This window comes from Pseudomonas sp. PA-6-3C, assembly GCF_021605825.1.
Lineage (GTDB): Bacteria > Pseudomonadota > Gammaproteobacteria > Pseudomonadales > Pseudomonadaceae > Aquipseudomonas > Aquipseudomonas edaphica.
Genome location: NZ_WKDV01000009.1, coordinates 48,815 through 67,998, shown reverse-complemented (window position 1 = coordinate 67,998; position 19,184 = coordinate 48,815). Strand labels below are relative to the sequence as shown.

General features: G+C 58.5%; 21 protein-coding genes and 1 tRNA gene. 9 read left to right on the top strand and 13 right to left on the bottom strand.

The window, feature by feature from the left end; translation table 11 throughout:
• Positions 1-287: 287 nt before the first annotated feature.
• Positions 288-980, bottom strand: a complete 693-nt coding sequence (locus GIW48_RS08545; RefSeq protein ID WP_017138321.1) for a crotonase/enoyl-CoA hydratase family protein — start codon at positions 978-980, stop codon at positions 288-290.
• Between the two features lie 336 nt (positions 981-1,316).
• On the opposite strand from GIW48_RS08545, the gene GIW48_RS08540 reads away from it, so the two are divergent.
• The 6 genes from GIW48_RS08540 (at position 1,317) to GIW48_RS08515 (ending at position 6,226) form a co-directional block, all read left to right on the top strand.
• Positions 1,317-1,406 (top strand) — tRNA-Ser (locus tag GIW48_RS08540).
• 442 nt (positions 1,407-1,848) lie between these two features.
• The gene (locus GIW48_RS08535) at positions 1,849-2,454 is read left to right on the top strand and encodes an RNA polymerase sigma factor (protein WP_170039323.1); all 606 of its coding nucleotides are present in this window, start codon (positions 1,849-1,851) and stop codon (positions 2,452-2,454) included.
• Between the two features lie 76 nt (positions 2,455-2,530).
• Positions 2,531-3,397: a patatin-like phospholipase family protein gene (locus GIW48_RS08530; protein WP_170039321.1), complete on the top strand. Its 867-nt coding sequence runs from the start codon at positions 2,531-2,533 to the stop codon at positions 3,395-3,397.
• Positions 3,398-3,883: 486 nt separating this feature from the next.
• Positions 3,884-4,504: a cysteine hydrolase family protein gene (locus tag GIW48_RS08525; protein ID WP_236460252.1), complete on the top strand. Its 621-nt coding sequence runs from the start codon at positions 3,884-3,886 to the stop codon at positions 4,502-4,504.
• A gap of 49 nt (positions 4,505-4,553) precedes the next feature.
• Positions 4,554-5,288 carry an isochorismatase family protein gene (locus tag GIW48_RS08520; RefSeq protein ID WP_236460253.1) on the top strand — a complete coding sequence of 245 codons (735 nt, stop codon included), beginning with the start codon at positions 4,554-4,556 and terminating at the stop codon, positions 5,286-5,288.
• A 35-nt stretch (positions 5,289-5,323) separates the two neighbouring features.
• Complete coding sequence (locus tag GIW48_RS08515) at positions 5,324-6,226, top strand: LysR family transcriptional regulator (protein ID WP_026013790.1); 903 nt, start codon at positions 5,324-5,326, stop codon at positions 6,224-6,226.
• Positions 6,227-6,350: 124 nt separating this feature from the next.
• Here the strand turns inward: GIW48_RS08515 and GIW48_RS08510 are convergent, their stop codons facing one another.
• The 7 genes from GIW48_RS08510 to GIW48_RS08480 form a co-directional block, all read right to left on the bottom strand.
• A complete protein-coding gene (locus GIW48_RS08510) occupies positions 6,351-6,620 on the bottom strand; it encodes a short-chain dehydrogenase (protein ID WP_170039313.1) in 270 nt (89 codons plus the stop codon).
• Between the two features lie 346 nt (positions 6,621-6,966).
• Positions 6,967-8,007, bottom strand: coding sequence for a DMT family transporter (locus GIW48_RS08505; protein ID WP_236460254.1), 1,041 nt, complete (start codon positions 8,005-8,007; stop codon positions 6,967-6,969).
• A gap of 68 nt (positions 8,008-8,075) precedes the next feature.
• Complete coding sequence (locus GIW48_RS08500) at positions 8,076-8,411, bottom strand: hypothetical protein (RefSeq protein WP_017138311.1); 336 nt, start codon at positions 8,409-8,411, stop codon at positions 8,076-8,078.
• Positions 8,412-8,513: 102 nt separating this feature from the next.
• Positions 8,514-8,867, bottom strand: coding sequence for a gamma-glutamylcyclotransferase family protein (locus GIW48_RS08495; protein WP_017138310.1), 354 nt, complete (start codon positions 8,865-8,867; stop codon positions 8,514-8,516).
• Between the two features lie 9 nt (positions 8,868-8,876).
• The gene (locus GIW48_RS08490; RefSeq protein ID WP_236460255.1) at positions 8,877-9,536 is read right to left on the bottom strand and encodes a M24 family metallopeptidase; all 660 of its coding nucleotides are present in this window, start codon (positions 9,534-9,536) and stop codon (positions 8,877-8,879) included.
• 192 nt (positions 9,537-9,728) lie between these two features.
• The gene (locus tag GIW48_RS08485) at positions 9,729-10,307 is read right to left on the bottom strand and encodes a DUF4337 domain-containing protein (protein WP_058420803.1); all 579 of its coding nucleotides are present in this window, start codon (positions 10,305-10,307) and stop codon (positions 9,729-9,731) included.
• A 54-nt stretch (positions 10,308-10,361) separates the two neighbouring features.
• A complete protein-coding gene (locus tag GIW48_RS08480; protein WP_236460256.1) occupies positions 10,362-11,246 on the bottom strand; it encodes a LysR family transcriptional regulator in 885 nt (294 codons plus the stop codon).
• Positions 11,247-11,339: 93 nt separating this feature from the next.
• Between GIW48_RS08480 and GIW48_RS08475 the strand changes: the two genes are divergently transcribed.
• Positions 11,340-12,308, top strand: a complete 969-nt coding sequence (locus GIW48_RS08475) for an NAD-dependent epimerase/dehydratase family protein (RefSeq protein ID WP_236460257.1) — start codon at positions 11,340-11,342, stop codon at positions 12,306-12,308.
• Here GIW48_RS08475 and GIW48_RS08470 read toward each other — a convergent pair.
• Entirely contained in the window at positions 12,268-12,651 is a 384-nt protein-coding gene (locus GIW48_RS08470; RefSeq protein ID WP_236460258.1) for a DUF2784 domain-containing protein, read from the bottom strand. The two genes, GIW48_RS08475 and GIW48_RS08470, sit on opposite strands and share 41 nt — an antisense overlap.
• A 221-nt stretch (positions 12,652-12,872) precedes the next feature.
• Between GIW48_RS08470 and GIW48_RS08465 the strand changes: the two genes are divergently transcribed.
• A complete protein-coding gene (locus GIW48_RS08465; RefSeq protein WP_017134640.1) occupies positions 12,873-13,562 on the top strand; it encodes an HAD-IA family hydrolase in 690 nt (229 codons plus the stop codon).
• 90 nt (positions 13,563-13,652) lie between these two features.
• On the opposite strand, the gene GIW48_RS08460 is transcribed toward GIW48_RS08465, so the two are convergent.
• Positions 13,653-14,399 carry a 3-oxoacyl-ACP reductase family protein gene (locus GIW48_RS08460; protein ID WP_099548784.1) on the bottom strand — a complete coding sequence of 249 codons (747 nt, stop codon included), beginning with the start codon at positions 14,397-14,399 and terminating at the stop codon, positions 13,653-13,655.
• Positions 14,400-14,504: 105 nt separating this feature from the next.
• Between GIW48_RS08460 and GIW48_RS08455 the strand changes: the two genes are divergently transcribed.
• Positions 14,505-15,428 (top strand): LysR family transcriptional regulator, encoded by a 924-nt coding sequence (locus GIW48_RS08455; protein WP_236460259.1) that lies wholly within the window; start codon positions 14,505-14,507, stop codon positions 15,426-15,428.
• A 201-nt stretch (positions 15,429-15,629) separates the two neighbouring features.
• On the opposite strand, the gene GIW48_RS08450 is transcribed toward GIW48_RS08455, so the two are convergent.
• The 3 genes from GIW48_RS08450 to GIW48_RS08440 form a co-directional block, all read right to left on the bottom strand.
• Entirely contained in the window at positions 15,630-16,352 is a 723-nt protein-coding gene (locus tag GIW48_RS08450; protein ID WP_099548786.1) for an aspartate/glutamate racemase family protein, read from the bottom strand.
• A gap of 13 nt (positions 16,353-16,365) precedes the next feature.
• A complete protein-coding gene (locus GIW48_RS08445) occupies positions 16,366-17,895 on the bottom strand; it encodes an NCS1 family nucleobase:cation symporter-1 (protein ID WP_017134732.1) in 1,530 nt (509 codons plus the stop codon).
• A 466-nt stretch (positions 17,896-18,361) separates the two neighbouring features.
• The gene (locus GIW48_RS08440; RefSeq protein WP_236460260.1) at positions 18,362-19,096 is read right to left on the bottom strand and encodes a phosphoadenylyl-sulfate reductase; all 735 of its coding nucleotides are present in this window, start codon (positions 19,094-19,096) and stop codon (positions 18,362-18,364) included.
• Positions 19,097-19,184: the final 88 nt, after the last annotated feature.

The window sequence follows — 19,184 nt, the reverse complement described above, 5'->3', positions numbered from 1 at the left end:
CCGACTAGAGCGGCTAAAGACGTTTCGGATTTATTTGTAAGAAAAAGCCCGACTCAAGGTCGGGCTTTGGCACATCAGCTTTAGGTATGGCGGCCACCTATTCTGTGGCGAGCGGGCTTGCCCCGCGTTGGGCTGCGAAGCAGCCCCAAAACCAGGCCCCGCGTTCTTTCAGGCGAAACCTCAGTGCCTTTACTGGGGCCGCTTCGCGGCCCAACGCGGGGCAAGCCCGCTCGCCACAACAGCCCGCTCAGAACAGATGTTGCCTTTAGCTACTCAGCTATAGGGCATTAGCCCAGGTTGTGGCCCTGATCCTGAATGATTGCATCATCCAAGGCTTCCAACAGTGCCTTACGCACCTTCAACTTGGTGTGTTTGTGGGCGTTCATATTGATCTTCTTCAGCTGCCGCGCAGCCTCCAGGGCCGCTGCGTGCAACTCCTCCGGCGCCACCACCTTATCCAGGAAGCCAGCGCCCAACGCGCCCTGCGGATCAAACATCTCGGCATTGATCACCGAGCGATGAAACGCCGATTTACGCAGACGATCCCGCGCCAACTCGATACCGGCGTGGTGCATGGTCATGCCGATCGCCACTTCGTTCAGGCCAATGCTGAACGGGCCTTCCACGCCAATCCGGTAATCCGCCGACAACAGCAGGAACGCACCCTTGGCCACCGCATGCCCAGGGCACGCCACAATCACCGGGAACGGGTGCGACAACAGGCGCCGCGCCAACGTCGAACCCGATGTCACCAGGCCAATGGCTTCTTTAGGCCCAGCGGTCATCACCTTCAAATCATAACCACCCGACAGAATCCCCGGCGTGCCGGTGATGATCACCACCGCCCGATCCTTCTCGGCCTGATCCAGCGCAGCGTTGAACTCAGCAACCACTGCCGGAGAAATGGCGTTTACCTTGCCGTTGCTCAAGGTCAGGGTCGCGATACCGTCTTCGAGGTGGTAGGCAATCAACTCACTCATGACGCGGTTCCTTGTAGGAATTGTTATAGATAGGCTGTTAATAGAAGCGCATGCGCAGACGTTACCCACCACGCCCGCCCCGGTAAAGCGCCGTGACTGACTACACAGTCAGACTTTTCCCGCATTCCCAAGGGTAGACGGCCCGCAGCAGGGCACAGCCGCCGCGCCAGACACCCGCAACCGATGCCCAAGAATGGCAGATTCACCACCCCTCACCGAGCGAGTCCCGGCATAACCGTCTAAGCGCATGAAAATTCTGAAAAAAACCTTTGCCATCAGAAAGGCTTTCGACTACATTAGCGCGCCTCGACAGACTGAACTGGTTTGACGAGATACGGTGAAGTGTCCGAGTGGCTTAAGGAGCACGCCTGGAAAGTGTGTATACAAGAAATTGTATCGAGAGTTCGAATCTCTCCTTCACCGCCACATTCTACAAACACAAACCCCTGATTTTCCTAGTGAAAGTCGGGGGTTTGTGGTTTTTGGCGTCCAAAAAATAGCCCCATGGGGCCGTCATGGGACTAGTGCGCATTTTTGGTGTGTTTGTTGTTCGCGAAATGCATTGCATCTCTGCGCCGTTGATTGGGTATGCGGTTGGCTAACTTTGGCAGGTAGCTGCAACTCAATGGTGTCAATCAAAGCAAAGGCGATTCATTGCCATACCTAATCTCCTCCCTTATTTGATTCTCTGTGCTGTGCATCCAGCGGAGGGATTGATCCGTATGTCCTCTTGAGGGCTCGAGTGCGATGAGTATCCGAGATCATCAAGCGATGCAGTGCGATGAGCGGTTCAGGCATTTCTTGATCCGAACCATCATTCCTGCCAAGGACAGCTACGATCATGATAGGACCACAGTCAGGTACTGCCATGAACGCCACGGATGACGCTCATTTTTTGGACCGCCTATTGCGCGGAGAACAAGACGCATATCGTGATTTGGTGTGCACGCATCAGGGCGCAATGAGGGCCATAGCTTATGGAATCGTGGGGCCGCGCCATGCGGACGATGTAGTGCAAGATGCATGGCTTGCGATTGTGAGAGGCATGGGGAAATTTCAGAGACGATCCAGCTTAAAAACCTGGATGCTAAGGATCACGTCGAATACGGCGAAATGTAGATACAAAGCTCGGCGCAGTGAATCGAACTGTATCCCATGTACCTCTTGGGTTGAAGGAAGAAGCGTTTTATTTGTAGATGATCTTTCCTACACTTCGCCTGGGGCGTTGCATGAAGATAGCCCCGAAGCACTTCTGAGCGAATCCGAGCTATATGCTCGAATTAACGTTGCTCTTGAGGCGCTACCGGATCTGCAAAGAAGCGTGTTGATACTGAGAGAGCGCTCTGGATTGGAGCTGGATGAAATTTCTACGCTCCTCGGAATATCGCTGACTAACGTAAGAGTGCTTTTGCACCGAGCGCGTTTAAAGGTTTTTTCGGCAATTGCGGAGTACCAGTCTGTTTTTGATATGTGAGCATCATGGTGATTTCCCAACTGCCTGGATGTTGGCACTCGAAAAATGGTACTGAGATTTCCACTGGAGGTCTGCCATGGCGACTGTAAAAACTGCACTCGTTCTCGCAGGTGGCGGTAGCCTCGGTGCGGTTCAGGTTGGAATGTTGCAAGCTCTTGTGGACGACGGCATTAGATTCGATCTGGTGGTCGGCGCATCTGTCGGGGCCATCAATGGTGCGTATTTCGCAGCCAGGCCGAATGCGCAGGGGATCGCTGAGCTCGCTGACTTCTGGCGGGGTTTGCGAAAGGCGGATGTGTTTCCATTTTCTGTAATCGACACCCTGACGGCAATATTGCGACGTCGTGGATATCTTCTACGCGCTTCAGCGTTACAACACCTGGTGCGCCGGTCGCTGCCGGTGAAATTGATCGAAGATACTGAGTTGCCTTTGTATATCGTCACCACCAATCTGCTCAGCGGTGCTGAAGAGTTACTTTCCAGTGGCAGTGCTGAACAGGCCTTACTCGCCAGTGCAGCAATCCCGCTGGTGTTTCCACCCGTCCGAATAAGTAACAAACTCTTAATTGACGGTGGCGTGGCTAGCAACACACCTATTGCCAGTGCAATCTCACTAGGGGCCACTCGTGTTGTTGTGGTACCAACTGGTTTCGGTTGTGCCTGCCCTAATCCGCCGATCGGGCTCGTTGCATTAGCCTTGCACACACTCAATTTAATGAGCATGCGTCAACTGGTACGTGATATTGAGTTGTACGCTCCGCGGGCGTCTATTCACGTTGTTGCGCCGTTGTGCCCATTAAATGCTTCGGTATTCGATTTCAGCCAAACAGATCAGCTCCTAAAGCGCGCTTACCAGTCGACCCAAACGTGGATTGAGGAAGGTGGGTTAATTCGCACTGGTGTGCCGGATTCGTTACAGGCTCACACCCACACCCAGATATAGGTAAATAGCCCGGGTTTCTAGAAGCGATCGGTCGGTTTCGATTGGCCGATTGCGACGGTTCACGAAAGTTAGATTGAAAGCGAAATTAGAATAACGCCACTTATATAAAACAGGCCCCCACATCGAAGCCAAGTGTGGGGGGCTTTTTTGTGAGGGTGGATACCAGATCCGGTATGGCTGGTATACCAATCCCACCTCAACTGGCTAACACTGAAAAACGGGACGGATTTATTCAATCGCTCACTTCTCTTGGTGGGCCAGTAAGAAAGTGCTTACACCGCTTCGTGGATCAACACAGGGGTGGCCTGCTCGCCACAATAAAGTGACCTCTTAACTGCCTGATATTAGCTGGACACGACCGGTTTATTTCGCAATAAATGTGCAGTTTTTGCACAGATATTGTTCATTCCTGTGTGTATTTCAAACATGAAAGCCCCCCTTAAACTCGACGCCACTCACCCCGTTACGGTTTAAGGAAACGCACAAATGATCAACCCCTCTCAGCAGACCATCCGCGCAATGTCTGGCGCAACACCCGTCACCCAGCTTGACCCAGCCACCACCGCACTGCTGGTCATCGATTTCCAGAACGAATATTTCAACGGCAAGATGCCGATCCCCGAAGGTGCGGCCGCGCTGCATAACGCCCAGTGCCTGATCGAATTCGCCGACCAGCACAAGATCCCGGTCATTCACATCCAGCACCTCGCACCGGCCGGTTCCGCAGTGTTTGCCCAGGACGGCAACACCGTCGATTTCCACCCACTGATGCAGCCGCGCGCTCAAGACACACTGGTGCAGAAAACCACCGTCAGCGTGTTCGCCAGCACTGACCTGCACAACCAACTTCAGCACCAGGGCATCCGTACCCTGATCATCTGCGGCCTGATGACTCACGCCTGTGTCGCGGGTGCGGCCCGTGATGGTGCGGCATTGGGCTACGCCATTGTGGTTGCTAGCGATGCTTCGGCGACCCGGGCAATCACCCGTGCCAACGGTGAGTCGGTGACCCAGGACCAACTGCATGCCTCGGCACTCGCTGAAATTGAAGACACCTTTGGTGACGTGCTGACCACGTCCCAGGTCGTCGGCTTGTCTGTGCGCTAACGGTCGGCCTTTCAGCACCCTAATTCAACTCGTCAAACAGGACTGCATCATGACTTGCACATTCGCCACTCCATCGAGCCGCCTTCTGCCCAAGCTGTTCAAATCTGCCGTCATCGGCCTGGGCTTGATGATGGGCCTCGGCCAGTTTGCTGCCGCCGCCGAGGCACCGGCTAACCCACACCCAACCATTCGCGCCATGTTCGGTGCCAAGCCGGCTGACAAACTGGATGCCAAGACCACCGCACTGTTGGTGATCGACTTCCAGAATGAGTACTACACCGGCCGCATGCCGATCCCGGATGGCATGAAAGCCCTGGAAAACACTCAGCGCCTGATTGCCTTCGCAGACAAGGAACACATCCAGGTGATCCACGTGCAGCACATCGCTCCAAATGGCGCCGCAGTATTTGCCAAAGATGGCAAGACCGTGGATTTCCATCCGCTGATGCAGCCACGCCCGCAGGACAAGGTTATTCAGAAAACCACCGTCAGCGTGTTCGCCAGCACCGATATTGATGCCCAGCTGAAGAAAGCCGGGATCAAGACGCTGATCATTTCCGGCCTGATGACCCACGCCTGTGTCGCCGCTGCAGCCCGCGACGCCACGCCGTTGGGCTACGACGTTGTGGTAGCATCCGACGCCACGGCAACCCGCGCCATCACTCGCGCCAATGGGCGTTCGGTGACCAAAGACCAACTGCATGACTCGGCGCTGGCCGAGATCGAAGACACCTTCGGTTCAGTGCTGACCACCGCGCAAATCGTCGCCTTGCCGGTTCACTGATCAGCCTGATCACTCATTGGAGTAACGCCCGCTTCATGAACCAGCTATCTGCCATGCGCGCCTTTCGGTGCATTGTCGAGGCCAAGGGCTTCTCTGCTGCGGCAGAGCGGCTGGATACTACCCACTCGACGATATCTCGGCAGTTGCAGCAGCTGGAACTTGAACTGGGCGTTCAGTTGATCAACCGCAATACCCGACGTTTCAGCCTGACCGGCCCTGGGGAGCAGTACTTCGCAGCCTGTGTCGATATTCTTGACCGCCTCGATGCAGCTACCCAGGCCATGGCACAGGGGCATCAGCGCCCCGAAGGCCTGTTGCGGGTCAGTGTGCCGCTGGTGGTGGGCACGCTGGACTTGCCGCACTGGCTGCCGGGGTTTCAGAAGCGTTATCCCGATATCGAACTTGAGCTGTGCTGCGACGACAAATTCGTTGACCTGGTGGCCGAGGGCTTCGATGTCGCCATCCGCATCGCCAGCGCTTTGGGCGATACCACGCTGATCGCTCGCACCCTCACCGTTTCAAAACGCGTGCTGGTGGCGTCGCCTGCCTACATCCACACCCACGGTTTACCGCGCACCGCCCAGGAACTCGACGAGCACCGCTTGCTGAGGTTTGTCGGGGAGGCATCAGACTGGCAACTCACCTCGGCCCGTGGTGCAACCGTGAGCGTCACGCCCAAAGGCCAATTCAAGACCAACACCATCACTGCCTTGCACGCCGCCACACTGGCCGGCGCAGGCATCGGCTGCTTCACGCATGCGACGGTGCGCAACAACCTGGCGCAAGGGCAACTGGTGCCCATCCTGCCCAACTACTCGATGGGCGAGTGGCGTTATTACGCGCTGTACCCGCAATCCCGGCACTTGGCGCCCAAGGTCAGGGCGTTTGTGGATTACATGGCGGATTTTTACCAGGTGGATGCTAAAGCCGCCGTCTGAGAAAGGAAAAGGACAGATTTATTTGAGTCTTGTCACGGGCTCCATGCGAGGCAATTAAACCCCTGATTTCGGGAGAGACCAGGGGTTTTGTGATCTCTGGAGTTTGAAAGCTGCCGTTTCTAGATCACGCGCCGGGTACATCCATGCGTCGGCCTATGACGTCCAGCAAATCGCAGCCGTCGCGTAACGGGATTGAGCACAGCAGGGCAAAATCACTGAGAACAACGGCATCACTACTGATCTCGCTGCGCAGTGCAAGGTTCTCAAGGACTTGGGTGACGGCACGCAGCCGAAAACTCGCGGCGTCGAGGAGAATTTCCAGGGGGACGGTGGTATCGACAAAAAGGGCAGGGGTGGCGCTGTCGTTGCTGGTGAGGGCTATGTATTGGTTCATGCGTTAAGTCCGTTCACTTAGAGGAATATGAGCCACGCATTTGTCGCCAAACAAAAGGTGGCCGCTGTACGCAGGTTGGCGAACCGGTATAAGAACGGACAAAGACCGGCAGACCCGAAGGTCTCCCACGCACAGCAGCCGTTGAGCAGCTTATTGCGTGCAGGCGCATCCCGCAAATCTGCCGGGAGACTTCTGCCGTCTTAATAGTCGAGTCGCCAAACCCGTTCGCCCTGTGGGCGACCGAGTGACTATAGGCTTTGCAATTTTGAAGCGGCAGGCCGACGCTTCCGAATGAGCTGTAGGACGTTGCCCAAACCCATTTATATGGCTGCCAAAGACGCCATCCTCAATGCCGATGCCGATGATGCACATCCGGAAAATGCGCATGGCTATGCCGCATCACACTGTGAACATGCACATGACTGTGCGGCTGCGCCGGGTCCCACTCAAACCCGTGCTCATGCTGATGATGTTCATCATGCACATGCCGATGCCCATGTTCCGTCGCTTCATGCAGATGCTCATGGGCATGCCGCTCCGTCAGGTGCAACCACACGCCCACGGCCATCAACGCTGATGCAATCCAGAACGCCACCGTTACCGATTCCCCAAACATCAGCAGGGCAACAGCCGCGCCGAGGAACGGCGCCGTCGAGAAGTAAGCGCCCGTGCGTGCACTGCCCAACCCGCGTAACGCCAGCACAAACATGACGAGGCTGATGCCATACCCCAAAAACCCAACCAACAAGATCGGCGCCAGCTGTGCCACACCCGGTATCTGCGCGCCGAGGTAAAGCGCCAGGCTGCCATTCACCAGCCCGGCTATCAAGCCCTTGGCGCCGGCGATAAACAGCGCGTCCGAGGCCGAGACTTTGCGCGTCAGGTTGTTATCAATCCCCCAGCACACGCACGCCAGCGCCACGGCAAACGGCCCGGTCCAGTCGTTGCTGGCGCCGCCGCCGTCGGACCATGACAGCACCACGCCGCCCAGCACGATCGCGAGCATGCCGAGGACGATGCGGCGGTCGGCGTTTTCTCTGAACACCAGCCAGGCGATCACGGCAGTCAGCACCGATTCAAGGTTGAGCATCAGGGAGGCGGTCGCGCCGGCGGTGCGCGTGAGGCCGAACATCAAGGCAACCGGGCCGAGGATGCCACCGAAGGCGATGGCGCCGAGCAGCCAGGGCCATTCAGCACGGGTCAGCCCGCTGGGTTTCCAGCCGCGATCACGGATAAGGCGCACGCAGGCCAGGCCGAGACCGCTGCCGAGGTAGAGCAGGCCGGCGAGCAGTACGGGCGAAAGGTTCAGGCCGAGGCTTTTGGCGAGCGGGGTGCTGGCGCCGAACAGGGCGGCGGCGGCGAGTGCGTAAACGATGCTGAGGTTCATGGGCCATCCTCGAAAGGTTGACCCATGATACGTCGCTTGCCAGGGGCAGCGCCCTGACAACTTTATATTTACTGCGCGGTTTTCAGCTTGATCACATCACCCGAAATCTTGGTGGTGTAACCGTTCAGTACCCAGGCCCAGAACCATTTTTCCTGCACTTGAGTGTTGATCAGCGCGTCGCCGCCTTTGGCCTTGATGGCGGCATCCTGGGCGCGCACGAAGCGGTTGTTCTGGCCGATCGGGATGACGCCGAGCAACATGATGCCGGTGGCACTGCCTTCACTGTGGCCCAAAACGGTGTATTGGCTGCTGTCGTACTGCGGGGATTTGATGGCGGTGCCGGTGCAGCCTGCGAGGGTGAAACCGAGAACAGCTGCTGCAACTACTTTACTGACGTACTTCACTGTGAAACTCCATGGACTGACCCCCGGGATTCAATTCTCGAGGGGGCGCCATTTTAATCCCCACACTGGCAGATTGAAATCAATTACCCGGATGTTTCATTTTCACACCTGCACGTACACCCACGCTGTAAGACCCGAAGCCAACGCCACGGACACACGCTTGTAGTCCGACACCTCATACGCATCCGCTGCCGCCAGTTCCTGCTCGTTAATCTGAAAGACCATGCCTTCAACGCTGGCAGCCTTTTCCTCGGTGGGCGCGACAATCGGGTGATGGGTCTTGCCACTGGTGGCGAGCACTTGCGGATCGGTAATTTCTACCCAGCTTTGCGCATAGCCGAGCATGGCGTCGTGATGGCCGACCAGTTCCCGGCCGAAGTTGGCGAGTTGCACGGCTTTGTCCTGCAAGGTGCCGTAGGAAAACAGCAGCACGGGAAATTGGGTGGAGCGTTCCATGGATGTTCCTTAAGCGAGTAGGTCTTCGTAAAAAGCGCCGTAGGGCTTGCTCGGGTGGGCGATCTGGATTTCCAGAATCCACAGCCCGGCATTCGGGTAATGCTCGAAATCGCCCAGGTCGCCGCCGCGATGGATGGCATGGGGGAAGTCGCTGACGCGGTGGCCTTTGATGTCGAGGTTCAAACGCCAGCCCATGCCTTGTGCTTGCTCTTGGGCGTAGCGGTAAAGCTCAAGGCCTACCACGTGGTCATTTTTCCAGCGTGATTGTACGCGGTCGAACAGCGCCTTGGCGGCGTTGGCGCAGGCGATCATGTCCGCGTCGTCGCCAACGGTGAAGGTGGCACCGGCGTCGCCTTCATGGCCTTGCCACACGGCGCCCATGTCGATGAAGAAGATATCGTTTTCAGCCAGCACCGGGTCGCCTTCGGAGCGTTGGTTGAAAGCCTTGAGGGTGTTGGCGCCGAAACGCACCAGCAGCGGGTGCCAGATGCGTTGCATGTCGAGCTCAGTGAGTACCTGTTTGCCCAGCTCGCGAGCCTCGGATTCAAGCATGCCGGGGCGGATGCGTGGGGCGAGGTGTTCGATGGCTTGCCAGGTCATGGCTTGGGCGTAGCGCATGGCGTCGATGCTGTAGGCGGCGCCCACGGCTTCTTTGGGTTGTGCAGGCACCGGTGTTCCCTCGCAGTCAGGCTGTGCTGGTCGTTATGCGTTTTACTATATAGCGATGCCGAGATGGAACCCAACCCTTAAAACACCACAGATCAAATGTGGGAGCTGGCTTGCCTGCGATGGCGGTGGTTCAGCAAACAGTGATGTTGCATGACCCACCGCCATCGCAGGCAAGCCAGTTCCCACATGCTGTCAGAGGTGCAGCCAGGCCAGGCTACCCAGCACCATCGCCACACCGCCAGCGGTGTATGACATACGTTTGAGCCACTCCTTGCGCGTCAGCAACGTAATCGCCGCCAACGAAATCGCGATCTGAATCGCGGTCATTGCCTGTGCCCAGCGGTGATGCTGGTGCAGCGCCTCCTCGGATTTCTGATCCCATTCCCTGGATGTCGCCTCAAGCTTCTCGGCCTGTTTGCGCACCTCCTCCTTCTGGCCCTTGTAGCGCTCGATTTCGTCCTTGTAATGCGCGGCATCCACACCCGGAATATGCGTGGCCAGTTCCGCCAGGTTCTGGCGGCTGGATTTGGCCTGGTAGTAGTTCCACTGGTTGGCGGCTTCGGTCTTGATGATGGCGGCGTTGTTCTTGTCCATGGCCGCTTCGCTTTCGGTGGAGCCGGCCTGGTAGCTGAGCATGGCACCCAGGGTGGCCATCAACGCGGTCATTACGGCGATGCGGCTGGCGAAATTGTCACCGCGCCCGTGCGCATGTTCGGTGGTGTGTTCGATGTGTTTTTCGTGGGGGCTGGGGACTTCGAAGGCTTCGGACATGGGGGCGTCTATGAAGGGACTGAGGGAGACTGATTCTTTACCAGTGAAGCTGTCTCAATCCTGTACGTAACGCTGCAAACCTTGCACCAGCGCGTCGAATGTCACCCGGCAGCGCGGGCTGTTGCGCAGGTCTTCGTGCATGGTCACCCAGGTGTCCAATTTGAGCGCAAAGTCATCGGGCAGTACCCGGCGCAAACGCGGGTCGCGCTTGGCCAGTTGCACCTGGCAGCCGCCGATACCGGCACCGGCGCGGATCAGCGCCAATTGCGCCAGGTCGCTGTCGCTGCTGATGGCGAAGGCGCTGCGTTCAAAGCCCTTGATCGCCAGGCTGCGGATAAACGCGTTTTCCTGGTCGAAGCCGATCACTGAATGGCCAGCCAGGTCTTGCATCTGCAAAGGGACGCCCTGCAGTTGCAGGTAATCGTCGCGGGCGTGCAGTCCCACTTCGATCAGGCCGACGCGCTGCGCCAGCAGTTGCTCCTGGCTGGGGCGGACCATCCGCACGGCGATGTCGGCCTCCAATTGCAGCAGGTCGCTGAGGCGGTTGGTCAGCACCAGTTCAACCCGCAAGTGCGGGTGCTCGCGGCGCAATTGGGTGATGATCGGCGGCAGTACTTCCACGCCGACCACCTCGCTGGCCGACACCCGCACCACCCCGCGCACTTCATCGCCGTGGGCAGACGCGGCGCGCTCCAGGGCGGCGGCGGTGCGTTCCATGGTTTCGGCATGGGCGCGCAAGGTGTGGGCCACCGCCGTCGGCAACAGCCCGGCAGGCGAACGGGTAAACAGCACCACGCCCAGTTCGGCTTCGAGCGCAGCAATGTGCCGGCCCACCGTAGGCTGTGTGATACCGAGCTGCCGCGCGGCACCCGATAACGATCCCTCCTTGAGTACGCCAAGGAACGACCGGTAAAGCTCCCATCCAATAGTCGATGCCATGCATAAATGTATAGCGGCAGGATGCTCTTCGGCAATTTATCTATAGCAAGGCTGCACACACAATGGCCTCACCAACGAATGTAGGAGAAGGTCATGAGCAAGGTTCTGGTGCTGGGGGCAACCGGCGGGATCGGCGGTGAAGTGGCGCGGCAACTGCACGCGGCAGGCTGGGAGGTGTGTGCACTGACGCGGGATGTGGGCAAGGCGCGCCGCGCGAATGCCGACTTTTCCTGGATCGAGGGCGATGCGCTCAACCGTGATGAGGTACGCGCCGCGGCCCGTGGTTGTGCGGTGATCGTACATGCCGTCAACCCACCGGGTTATCGCAATTGGGCTGAGCTGGTCATGCCGATGATCGACAACAGCATTGCGGCGGCCATCGCCGAGGGCGCGACGATTGTGTTGCCGGGCACGGTCTACAACTTCGGGCCGGATGTGTTTCCGGTGCTGTATGAAGATTCGCCGCAGCACCCGCAAACGCGCAAGGGGGCTATCCGCGTACAACTCGAGCAGCGTCTGGAACAGGCGTCCCGCCGTGGCGCCCGTGTGTTGATTGTGCGCGCCGGGGATTTTTTCGGCGCTCGGGTGGCCAACAACTGGTTTGCCCAAGGCTTGATCAAACCCGGTAAACCGGTACACGCCATCAGTTATCCGGGCGCACCGGGTGTGGCGCATCAATGGGCTTATTTGCCGGATGTGGCGCGCACCATGGTCGAGTTGCTTGAACGCCGGTCAACCCTGGAGGCTTTTGCGCGCTTTCATATGGCCGGGCATATGGACACGGATGGCACGCAGATGACCCAGGCGATCCAGCAGGTGGTGTTGCGCAGGACGGGCCAGCAACCACGCGTAGGTCGTTTCCCATGGTGGTTGCTGAAAGTGGCCGCGCCCTTTGTCGTCACCCTTCGCGAAATGCAGGAGATGCGTTACCTGTGGCAAACCCCATTGCGTCTGGATAACACGCGCTTGGTCGCGGCTTTGGGGCGCGAGCCGCACACGCCGCTGGAGCAGGCGGTGGAAGCTACGTTACTCGGTCTGGGGTGTTTGCCTGACGCTGTCTGATCAAGCGTACATACACTGCACTGTTGATCAGCAACACCACGGCGCCCAGCCCCAGTTGAATCTGTGGGGTCAGCCCGGCCGGGTAGATCAGCGTAAGAATGTAATGCTCGATAAAACCGCCGCCATAACCGTCCTGCCCGGCGAGGTGGCGCAGCAGGTTCTCCCAGCGGGTCAGCGGGCAGGGCAGGTGGAACACTTCCACTGCCACGCCCCAGGCCGCGGCGGGCAGGTGCAGCCACATCACCGGCCGCCACTTGAGGGCCAGCAACCCGCCAAACAGCACGAACAGGATAAAACACAGGTGGAACAGCACCAGGCTGTCGGCGGCAATGCGATAGAGCATGAAGAGGTTCGCTTTTATCAGGGCTGGCGTTGAGTTTGCAGGTAGTCGATAAACACGCGCAGCTTTTTCGGTGTGTTGCTGCGGTTGAAGTCATACAAGTACAGCGCATTGTGGGCACCTTGAATAGCGCCGCAGGGTGGAGGGCCGCCAAGGTTGCTTACCCACGCTGTAGGCCGCTATTGTGCTGAAACCTTTTAGTCCTTCCCCAAGGTGCTGTTGCGATGAATGTACCGCGTACTCCAGTCGGTCCGATCAAGGCCGTGATTTTCGATATGGACGGGTTGTTGCTGGACACTGAAGGTATCTACACCGAAGTTACACAGATTATCGCCGAACGCTACGGCCGCACCTACGACTGGGGCATCAAGCAGCACATCATCGGCCGGGGCGCTCAGGACCTGGCTGAATATGTGGTGAAGGCGCTGGACTTGCCGATCACCCCGGCAGAGTTTCTGCTGATTCGCGAACCGCTGATGAGCGAGCGTTTCCCCAAGGCCTTGGGCATGCCGGGTGCCGAAGCGCTGGTGCGACATTTGAAGGCGCACAACATCCCGATTGCCGTGGGCACCAGTTCGTCGCGCAATTCGTTTGGCCACAAGACCACCTTGCACCGTGAGTGGTTTGGCTTGTTCGGCACCATCGTCACGGCGGATGACCCAGAAGTGGGGGCCGCCAAACCCGCGCCGGATATCTTCCTCACCGCCGCCCGCCGCTTGGGTGTCGCGCCCGAGGATTGCCTGGTGTTCGAAGACTCGCCGTTTGGCGTGACCGCCGCCAAGGCCGCTAACATGACTGCCATCGCCGTGCCCGATGAAGCCATGGCCGACAGCAAGTACCAGCATGCCGACCAGATCATCCGCAAGCTGGCGGACTTCGACCTGGCGGCCTACGGCTTGCCACCAATGTCCTGACCCAACACGGTCAAAAAAATGTGGGAGCTGGCTTGCCTGCGATGGCGTCCTCAAGATCGCCATCGCAGGCAAGCCAGCTCCCACATTTGGTTATGCGCTGAAACCACCATCAATGGTCAAGCTCGCGCCCGTGATGTAACCCGCCTCCGGGCCAGCCAGATACGCCACGAAGCTGGCAATCTCCTCCACCTGCCCATACCGCCCAACCGCCATCAACCCCATCAAACTCGCTGCAAACTCACTGTCTGCCGGGTTCATATCGGTATCCACCGGCCCAGGCTGCACATTGTTAATGGTGATGCCACGCGGTCCCAGATCCCGTGCCAGGCCCTTGGTCAGCCCCACCAGCGCCGCCTTGCTCATCGCATACGGCCCGCCACCGCCAAAGGGCATGCGCTCGGCATTGGTGCTGCCGATATTGATCACGCGGCCGCCTTCACCCATGTGTTTGGCCGCTTCCTGAGTGGCGATAAATACACTGCGCACATTGATCGTCAGGGTCTGGTCGAAGTCTTCCAGCTTGAAATCTTCCAGTGGCGCGATGGCCAGCACACCGGCGTTGTTCACCAGGATATCCAGGCGCCCAAAGGCTTCGACGGTGGCGTTGACGGCGTTGCGAATCGCCGTGGCATCGGCACTGTCGGCCTGAATGGCCAAGGCTTTGCCGCCTGCGCTGATCACGCTGTTTTGCAGTGCCTCGGCCTTGGCGGCAGAGCTGACGTAGGTAAAAGCAACGGCTGCACCTTGCGCTGCCAGACGTTTGACGATGGCGGCGCCGATACCGCGGGAACCGCCCTGGATCAATGCAACTTTGCCGCTGAGATTGTGTGTGGTCATGTCGTTCTCCAAGTAGTTGATGGACCGAGTATCGGCCTCACCCACCCAAGCCGGTAGACCGTGATTGCTATAGTCTGTGTAAACCAAAAGTTTAGAGTGGTCGATATGGAGAGCTTTGGCAGTATCGAATGTTTTGTGCGCAGCGCCGAAGGTGGCAGCTTTGCCGAAGCCGCCCGGCATCTGAATTTGACCCCGGCGGCGGTCGGTAAAAGCGTCGCCAAGCTGGAAGCACGCCTGGGTGTTCGGCTGTTTCAGCGTAGCACCCGGCGGCTGACGCTGACGGAAGCCGGCAAGCTGTTCCTCGAAGAAGTCAGCGCCAGCCTCACCACTATCCAGAATGCGGTGGCTAACTTGGCCAGCGCCGAAGGGCGGCCGGTGGGCACCTTGAAAGTGAGCATGGGCACGGTGGTGGGGTGTTTGTACATCGTGCCGTTGCTGGGCGAGTTTCTGAAGCGCTTCCCGGGTATCAGCCCCGACTGGCATTTTGATAACCGTCAGGTCGATCTGATTGGGCAGGGTTTTGACGCCGCACTGGGCGGTGGGTTTGAGCTGCCTCAGGGGGTGGTCGCACGCAAGCTCGCGCCGGCGCATCGAGTGCTGGTGGCCTCGCCCGATTACCTGACGGCACATGCGGAGGTTGTGCAGCCGGCAGACCTTGAGCACTGCGATGGCATCCTGATTCGTTCGCCACAAACCGGCCGTGTGCGTTCCTGGCAACTGACCGGTCGCCACGGCGAGCACGGCCCGTTGAACCTCAAGGCGCGCATGACCATGAGCGATTCCCAGGCGGCCTGCGTCGCGGCAGACCAGGGGTTGGGCATTGCGCTGGTGAGCATGCCGTTTGCCGTGCCTTGGTTGTCGAGCGGTAAATTGGTACGCGTACTGCCCGATTGGTATGTCGACGACGGCAACATCTCTATCTATTACGCCGAACACAAACTGCTGCCCGGCAAGACCCGAGCATTTGTGGATTTCATCATCGAGCAGTTTACCGAGCAGAAGCTGGGGCAAGTGTTCAGCGCGATTTGATCACTACCATCTACCGAGTCGCGGCCATCGTCTGTAGTAAGGCGCCCGTTGTGGCGAGCAGGCTTGCCCTGCGTTGGGCTGCGAAGCAGCCCCAAATCCAGGCGCTGAGTACTTTCAGAAGGAACTTCAGTGTGTTTACTGGGGCCGCTGCGCAGCCCAACGCAGGGCAAGCCTGCTCGCCACAGGAGAATATGGATGCCTTCAGCGGTGGCCTGGCCAGCCGATCACCTTCTTCGGCCGTGGTGTTGCGTAAGTCCTGATCTTCGACGTCGACAACCCCAGGCGCACCAGCGATTCGGCAATGGTGACCGCCGCCGTGACGCCATCCACCACCGGCACGCCGGTACGCTGGCGAATCTGCTCATCCAGCCCGGCCATGCCGCCGCAGCCCAGGCAGATCACTTCGGCCTTGTCGTCGCGAATGGCCAGCTCCGCCTCGCGCACGATGGCTTCCATGGCGGCCAGCGGGTCTTCTTCCAGCTCCAGCACCGCCATGCCGCTGGCGCGCACCGAGGCGCAGCGTTGATAGAGACCTGCGAGTTTCAGGCGGTCTTCGATCAACGGCACGGTGCGGTCCAGGGTGGTGACCACCGAATAGGCATGGCCCAGAAACATCGCCGTGCTGGCCGCCGCTTCGGTGATGTCCACCACCGGCACGTTGAGCAACTCCTGCAAGCCTTCACGGCCGTGTTCGCCGTAGCCGGCCTGGATCACCGCATCAAACGGTTGGTCGTAGGCCATCACCCGGTCCATCACGGCGATGGCGGCCAGGTAGCTTTCAAAGTTGCCTTCCACCGATTCGGCGCCAAAGTACGGGGTGAGCCCGACAATTTCGGTGCCCGGTGAAGCCACAGCCCGCGCCTGTTGGGCGATGGTGTCGGTGATTGACGCGGTGGTGTTGACGTTGACCACGAGGATGCGCATGGAATGTCCTTGATTAATGACTGGCGTTATCGACTGCAATGCTTTCGCCGCTGACATCGGCGTAGAACGTTTGGCGCTTGGCGATCAGCAAGTACAACAGCCCTGCAATACCGGCGCCAAACAGCCAGGAAAACGGTGCGACGCTGGCAAAACCGGGCAACAGTGCCAGCAGAATGGCGATGATTGCCGCAGGAATAAACGCCGCGACCGCGCGTAAATTGACCCCACGGCTGTAGTAATAAACGCCATTCGGGTCTTCGCTATACAGCTGCAGTACATCCACCTGGCTTTTACGGATCAGCCAATAATCGACCATGATCACCCCATACAACGGCCCCAGCAGCGCACCCAGCCCGGAGAGGAAATACACGATCACCAGCGGGCTGTTGTAGAGGTTCCACGGCAGGATCAGCACCGCCACGGTGGCGCTGATCAGCCCGGCCCGCCGGAAGTTCAGGTACTTGGGCGCCAGGTTGCTGAGCACAAAGGCTGGCGCGACAAAGTTGGCCATGATGTTCACCGCCACGGTAACGATCAGGAACGCCAGGCAGCCGAGCACGAGGAAGAAGGTATTGGGGATGGCCGCAATGATTTCGGTCGGGCTTTCGATCACCCGGCCATTGAGCTGGAATTGCCCGCCGCAGAGCAACACGGTGATCGCGGCAAACACCAGGATATTTACCGGCAAACCCCAGAAGTTACCGACCAGGATGGTCTTGCGGCACGGCGAGGAGCGCGCGAAATCGCAAAAATTGAGGATCAGCGTGCCATAGATGCTCAGCCACAGCGCGCCACCGGCAAAGATGTTGCGCCACATCTCACCACCGCTCAAAGGCTCGCGGATCGACCAGGCAATATTGCCGCCGACCTGGAAGTACATCCAACCGGCCAGCGAAGCCACGGTCACCAGAATCACCGGCCCGGCGAAGGCTTCATAGCGGCGCACCATTTCCATGCCGTACGCCAGGATCGCCAGTTGCACAAACCAGATCGTGATGAAACACGCCCAACCCAAGGTCGACAGGCCGAGAATGGAGTTGTGGTCATAGTCGGCAAATCCTGGATGAATTGCCGACAGCAACACACGGAAAACCACCGAGGCCAGGTAGGTCTGGATACCAAACCAGGCGATCGCAATCACCGCACGGATCAGCGCCGGGATCTGCGCACCATGTATGCCGAAACTGATACGGCTGATCACCGGAAACGGCACGCCGGTTTTCTGGCCCATAAACCCCGACAAGTTCATGAAGAAATACACCAGCGCTGCGCCGATCCCCAGGGACAGCAGAATCTGCCAGCCGCCGAGGCCCAGCGCATACAAGCCGATGGCAAACGAATAGTTGGCGATGTTGTGCACGTCGTTGGTCCACAACGCGAAGATGCTGTAGCGCCCCCAGCGTCGGCCTTCGGCTTTGGTGGGAGCCAGGTCCTTGTTATGCAGGCGCGGGCTGAGCACCAATGGGCCGGGGCTTGCGGCCTCGAGATTCAGGGCGGAGGAGGGCAGATCCAGTGCGATGTCATTCGAGAGGCTTGTACGCATTCCGGCAGGCTCCGGCGCATCTGCAGGAACGCTGCAGATGGCAAAGTGTATGTATGTTTTGTATTTATTGTATACAAAGAGCAATTCACCTTAAGCCACATGCGTGCCAGTTTTGGGTCTATGAAAATCAGGGTTAATTTCGTTTTTATAGGTCTGTTGAATAAATTGCTGAATTAAAAGCAATATAAATTGACCGATTGAACAGGTATTTATTTTTTGTGGGGAGGCGCTTTATTTAAGAGGGAAGCAGCGTTAGGAAATGAGTGTTACGTTTTGGTGCGGGAGAATACGGATTGCACACATAAATGGCACTTATGGTTACATTAGTGTGTACATTTTTATGGGCTGCCCAAAACAAAATGTGGGAGCGGGCTTGCCCGCGAAGGCGGCTTCTCAGCCGACTTATAAGTGACTGATCCACCGCAATCGCGGGCAAGCCCGCTCCCACATTTTACCGCGTCAGCCCTCAAGCCTTGCTGATGATATTCCCGGCATGCAGCCCGCATTCCTTCTGCGTGGCTTCTTCCCACCACCAGCGGCCTTCGCGCTCATGCTGGTTAGGCAATACCGGGCGGGTGCAGGGCTCGCAGCCGATGCTGATAAAACCGCGCTCATGCAGGCTGTTGTAGGGCAGCTCCAGCATGCGGATATAGCCCCAGACTTCCTCGCTGGTCATCTGCGCCAGCGGGTTGAATTTGTACAGGGTGCGCTCCGGGGTGGAGAACGCTGTATCGATCTCCAGCGCCGCCACCTGGCTGCGGGTGCCGGGGCTCTGGTCGCGCCGTTGGCCGGTGGCCCAGGCGTTTACGCCGGACAGTTTGCGCCGCAGCGGTTCGATCTTGCGCACGCCGCAGCATTCACCATGGCCGTCTTTATAGAAGCTGAAAAGGCCCTTTTCCTTGACGAAGGGTTCCAGCTTGCTCTGGTCCGGCGAGATCAGCTCGATGTCGATTTTGTAGAAGTCGCGCACCTGCTCGATAAACCGGTAGGTCTCCGGGTGCAGACGGCCGGTGTCGAGGCTGAACACCTTGACGTTCTTGCTCAGCTTCCAAGCCATATCGACCAGCACCACATCCTCGGCACCGCTGAAGGAAATCCACAGGTCATCACCAAACTGGCTGAATGCCAGCTTGAGAATGTCCTGAGCGGATTTGTTGGCATAAGTCGCGGCGAGTTCAGCGACGTCGAAGGCTTGGTTCATCAGGACGGTTCCTACAGGTCAGTGGCGCTGAGCGCTCTATAGGGGAGTGATGGTATCAAAATCCGCTCTGCGTTGCGGCGCCGCGCTT

What these genes read in the sequence shown, in the direction of transcription:
- GIW48_RS08535 (WP_170039323.1), top strand. Translation starts at nt 1,849, where the DNA reads ATGAACGCCACGGATGACGCTCATTTTTTGGACCGCCTATTGCGCGGA.
- GIW48_RS08515 (WP_026013790.1), top strand. Translation starts at nt 5,324, where the DNA reads ATGAACCAGCTATCTGCCATGCGCGCCTTTCGGTGCATTGTCGAGGCC.
- GIW48_RS08520 (WP_236460253.1), top strand. Translation starts at nt 4,554, where the DNA reads ATGACTTGCACATTCGCCACTCCATCGAGCCGCCTTCTGCCCAAGCTG.
- GIW48_RS08465 (WP_017134640.1), top strand. Translation starts at nt 12,873, where the DNA reads ATGAATGTACCGCGTACTCCAGTCGGTCCGATCAAGGCCGTGATTTTC.
- GIW48_RS08445 (WP_017134732.1), bottom strand. Translation starts at nt 17,895, where the DNA reads ATGCGTACAAGCCTCTCGAATGACATCGCACTGGATCTGCCCTCCTCC.
- GIW48_RS08455 (WP_236460259.1), top strand. Translation starts at nt 14,505, where the DNA reads ATGGAGAGCTTTGGCAGTATCGAATGTTTTGTGCGCAGCGCCGAAGGT.
- GIW48_RS08545 (WP_017138321.1), bottom strand. Translation starts at nt 980, where the DNA reads ATGAGTGAGTTGATTGCCTACCACCTCGAAGACGGTATCGCGACCCTG.
- GIW48_RS08525 (WP_236460252.1), top strand. Translation starts at nt 3,884, where the DNA reads ATGATCAACCCCTCTCAGCAGACCATCCGCGCAATGTCTGGCGCAACA.
- GIW48_RS08440 (WP_236460260.1), bottom strand. Translation starts at nt 19,096, where the DNA reads ATGAACCAAGCCTTCGACGTCGCTGAACTCGCCGCGACTTATGCCAAC.
- GIW48_RS08485 (WP_058420803.1), bottom strand. Translation starts at nt 10,307, where the DNA reads ATGTCCGAAGCCTTCGAAGTCCCCAGCCCCCACGAAAAACACATCGAA.
- GIW48_RS08510 (WP_170039313.1), bottom strand. Translation starts at nt 6,620, where the DNA reads ATGAACCAATACATAGCCCTCACCAGCAACGACAGCGCCACCCCTGCC.
- GIW48_RS08505 (WP_236460254.1), bottom strand. Translation starts at nt 8,007, where the DNA reads ATGAACCTCAGCATCGTTTACGCACTCGCCGCCGCCGCCCTGTTCGGC.
- GIW48_RS08460 (WP_099548784.1), bottom strand. Translation starts at nt 14,399, where the DNA reads ATGACCACACACAATCTCAGCGGCAAAGTTGCATTGATCCAGGGCGGT.
- GIW48_RS08470 (WP_236460258.1), bottom strand. Translation starts at nt 12,651, where the DNA reads ATGCTCTATCGCATTGCCGCCGACAGCCTGGTGCTGTTCCACCTGTGT.
- GIW48_RS08450 (WP_099548786.1), bottom strand. Translation starts at nt 16,352, where the DNA reads ATGCGCATCCTCGTGGTCAACGTCAACACCACCGCGTCAATCACCGAC.
- GIW48_RS08495 (WP_017138310.1), bottom strand. Translation starts at nt 8,867, where the DNA reads ATGGAACGCTCCACCCAATTTCCCGTGCTGCTGTTTTCCTACGGCACC.
- GIW48_RS08480 (WP_236460256.1), bottom strand. Translation starts at nt 11,246, where the DNA reads ATGGCATCGACTATTGGATGGGAGCTTTACCGGTCGTTCCTTGGCGTA.
- GIW48_RS08475 (WP_236460257.1), top strand. Translation starts at nt 11,340, where the DNA reads ATGAGCAAGGTTCTGGTGCTGGGGGCAACCGGCGGGATCGGCGGTGAA.
- GIW48_RS08530 (WP_170039321.1), top strand. Translation starts at nt 2,531, where the DNA reads ATGGCGACTGTAAAAACTGCACTCGTTCTCGCAGGTGGCGGTAGCCTC.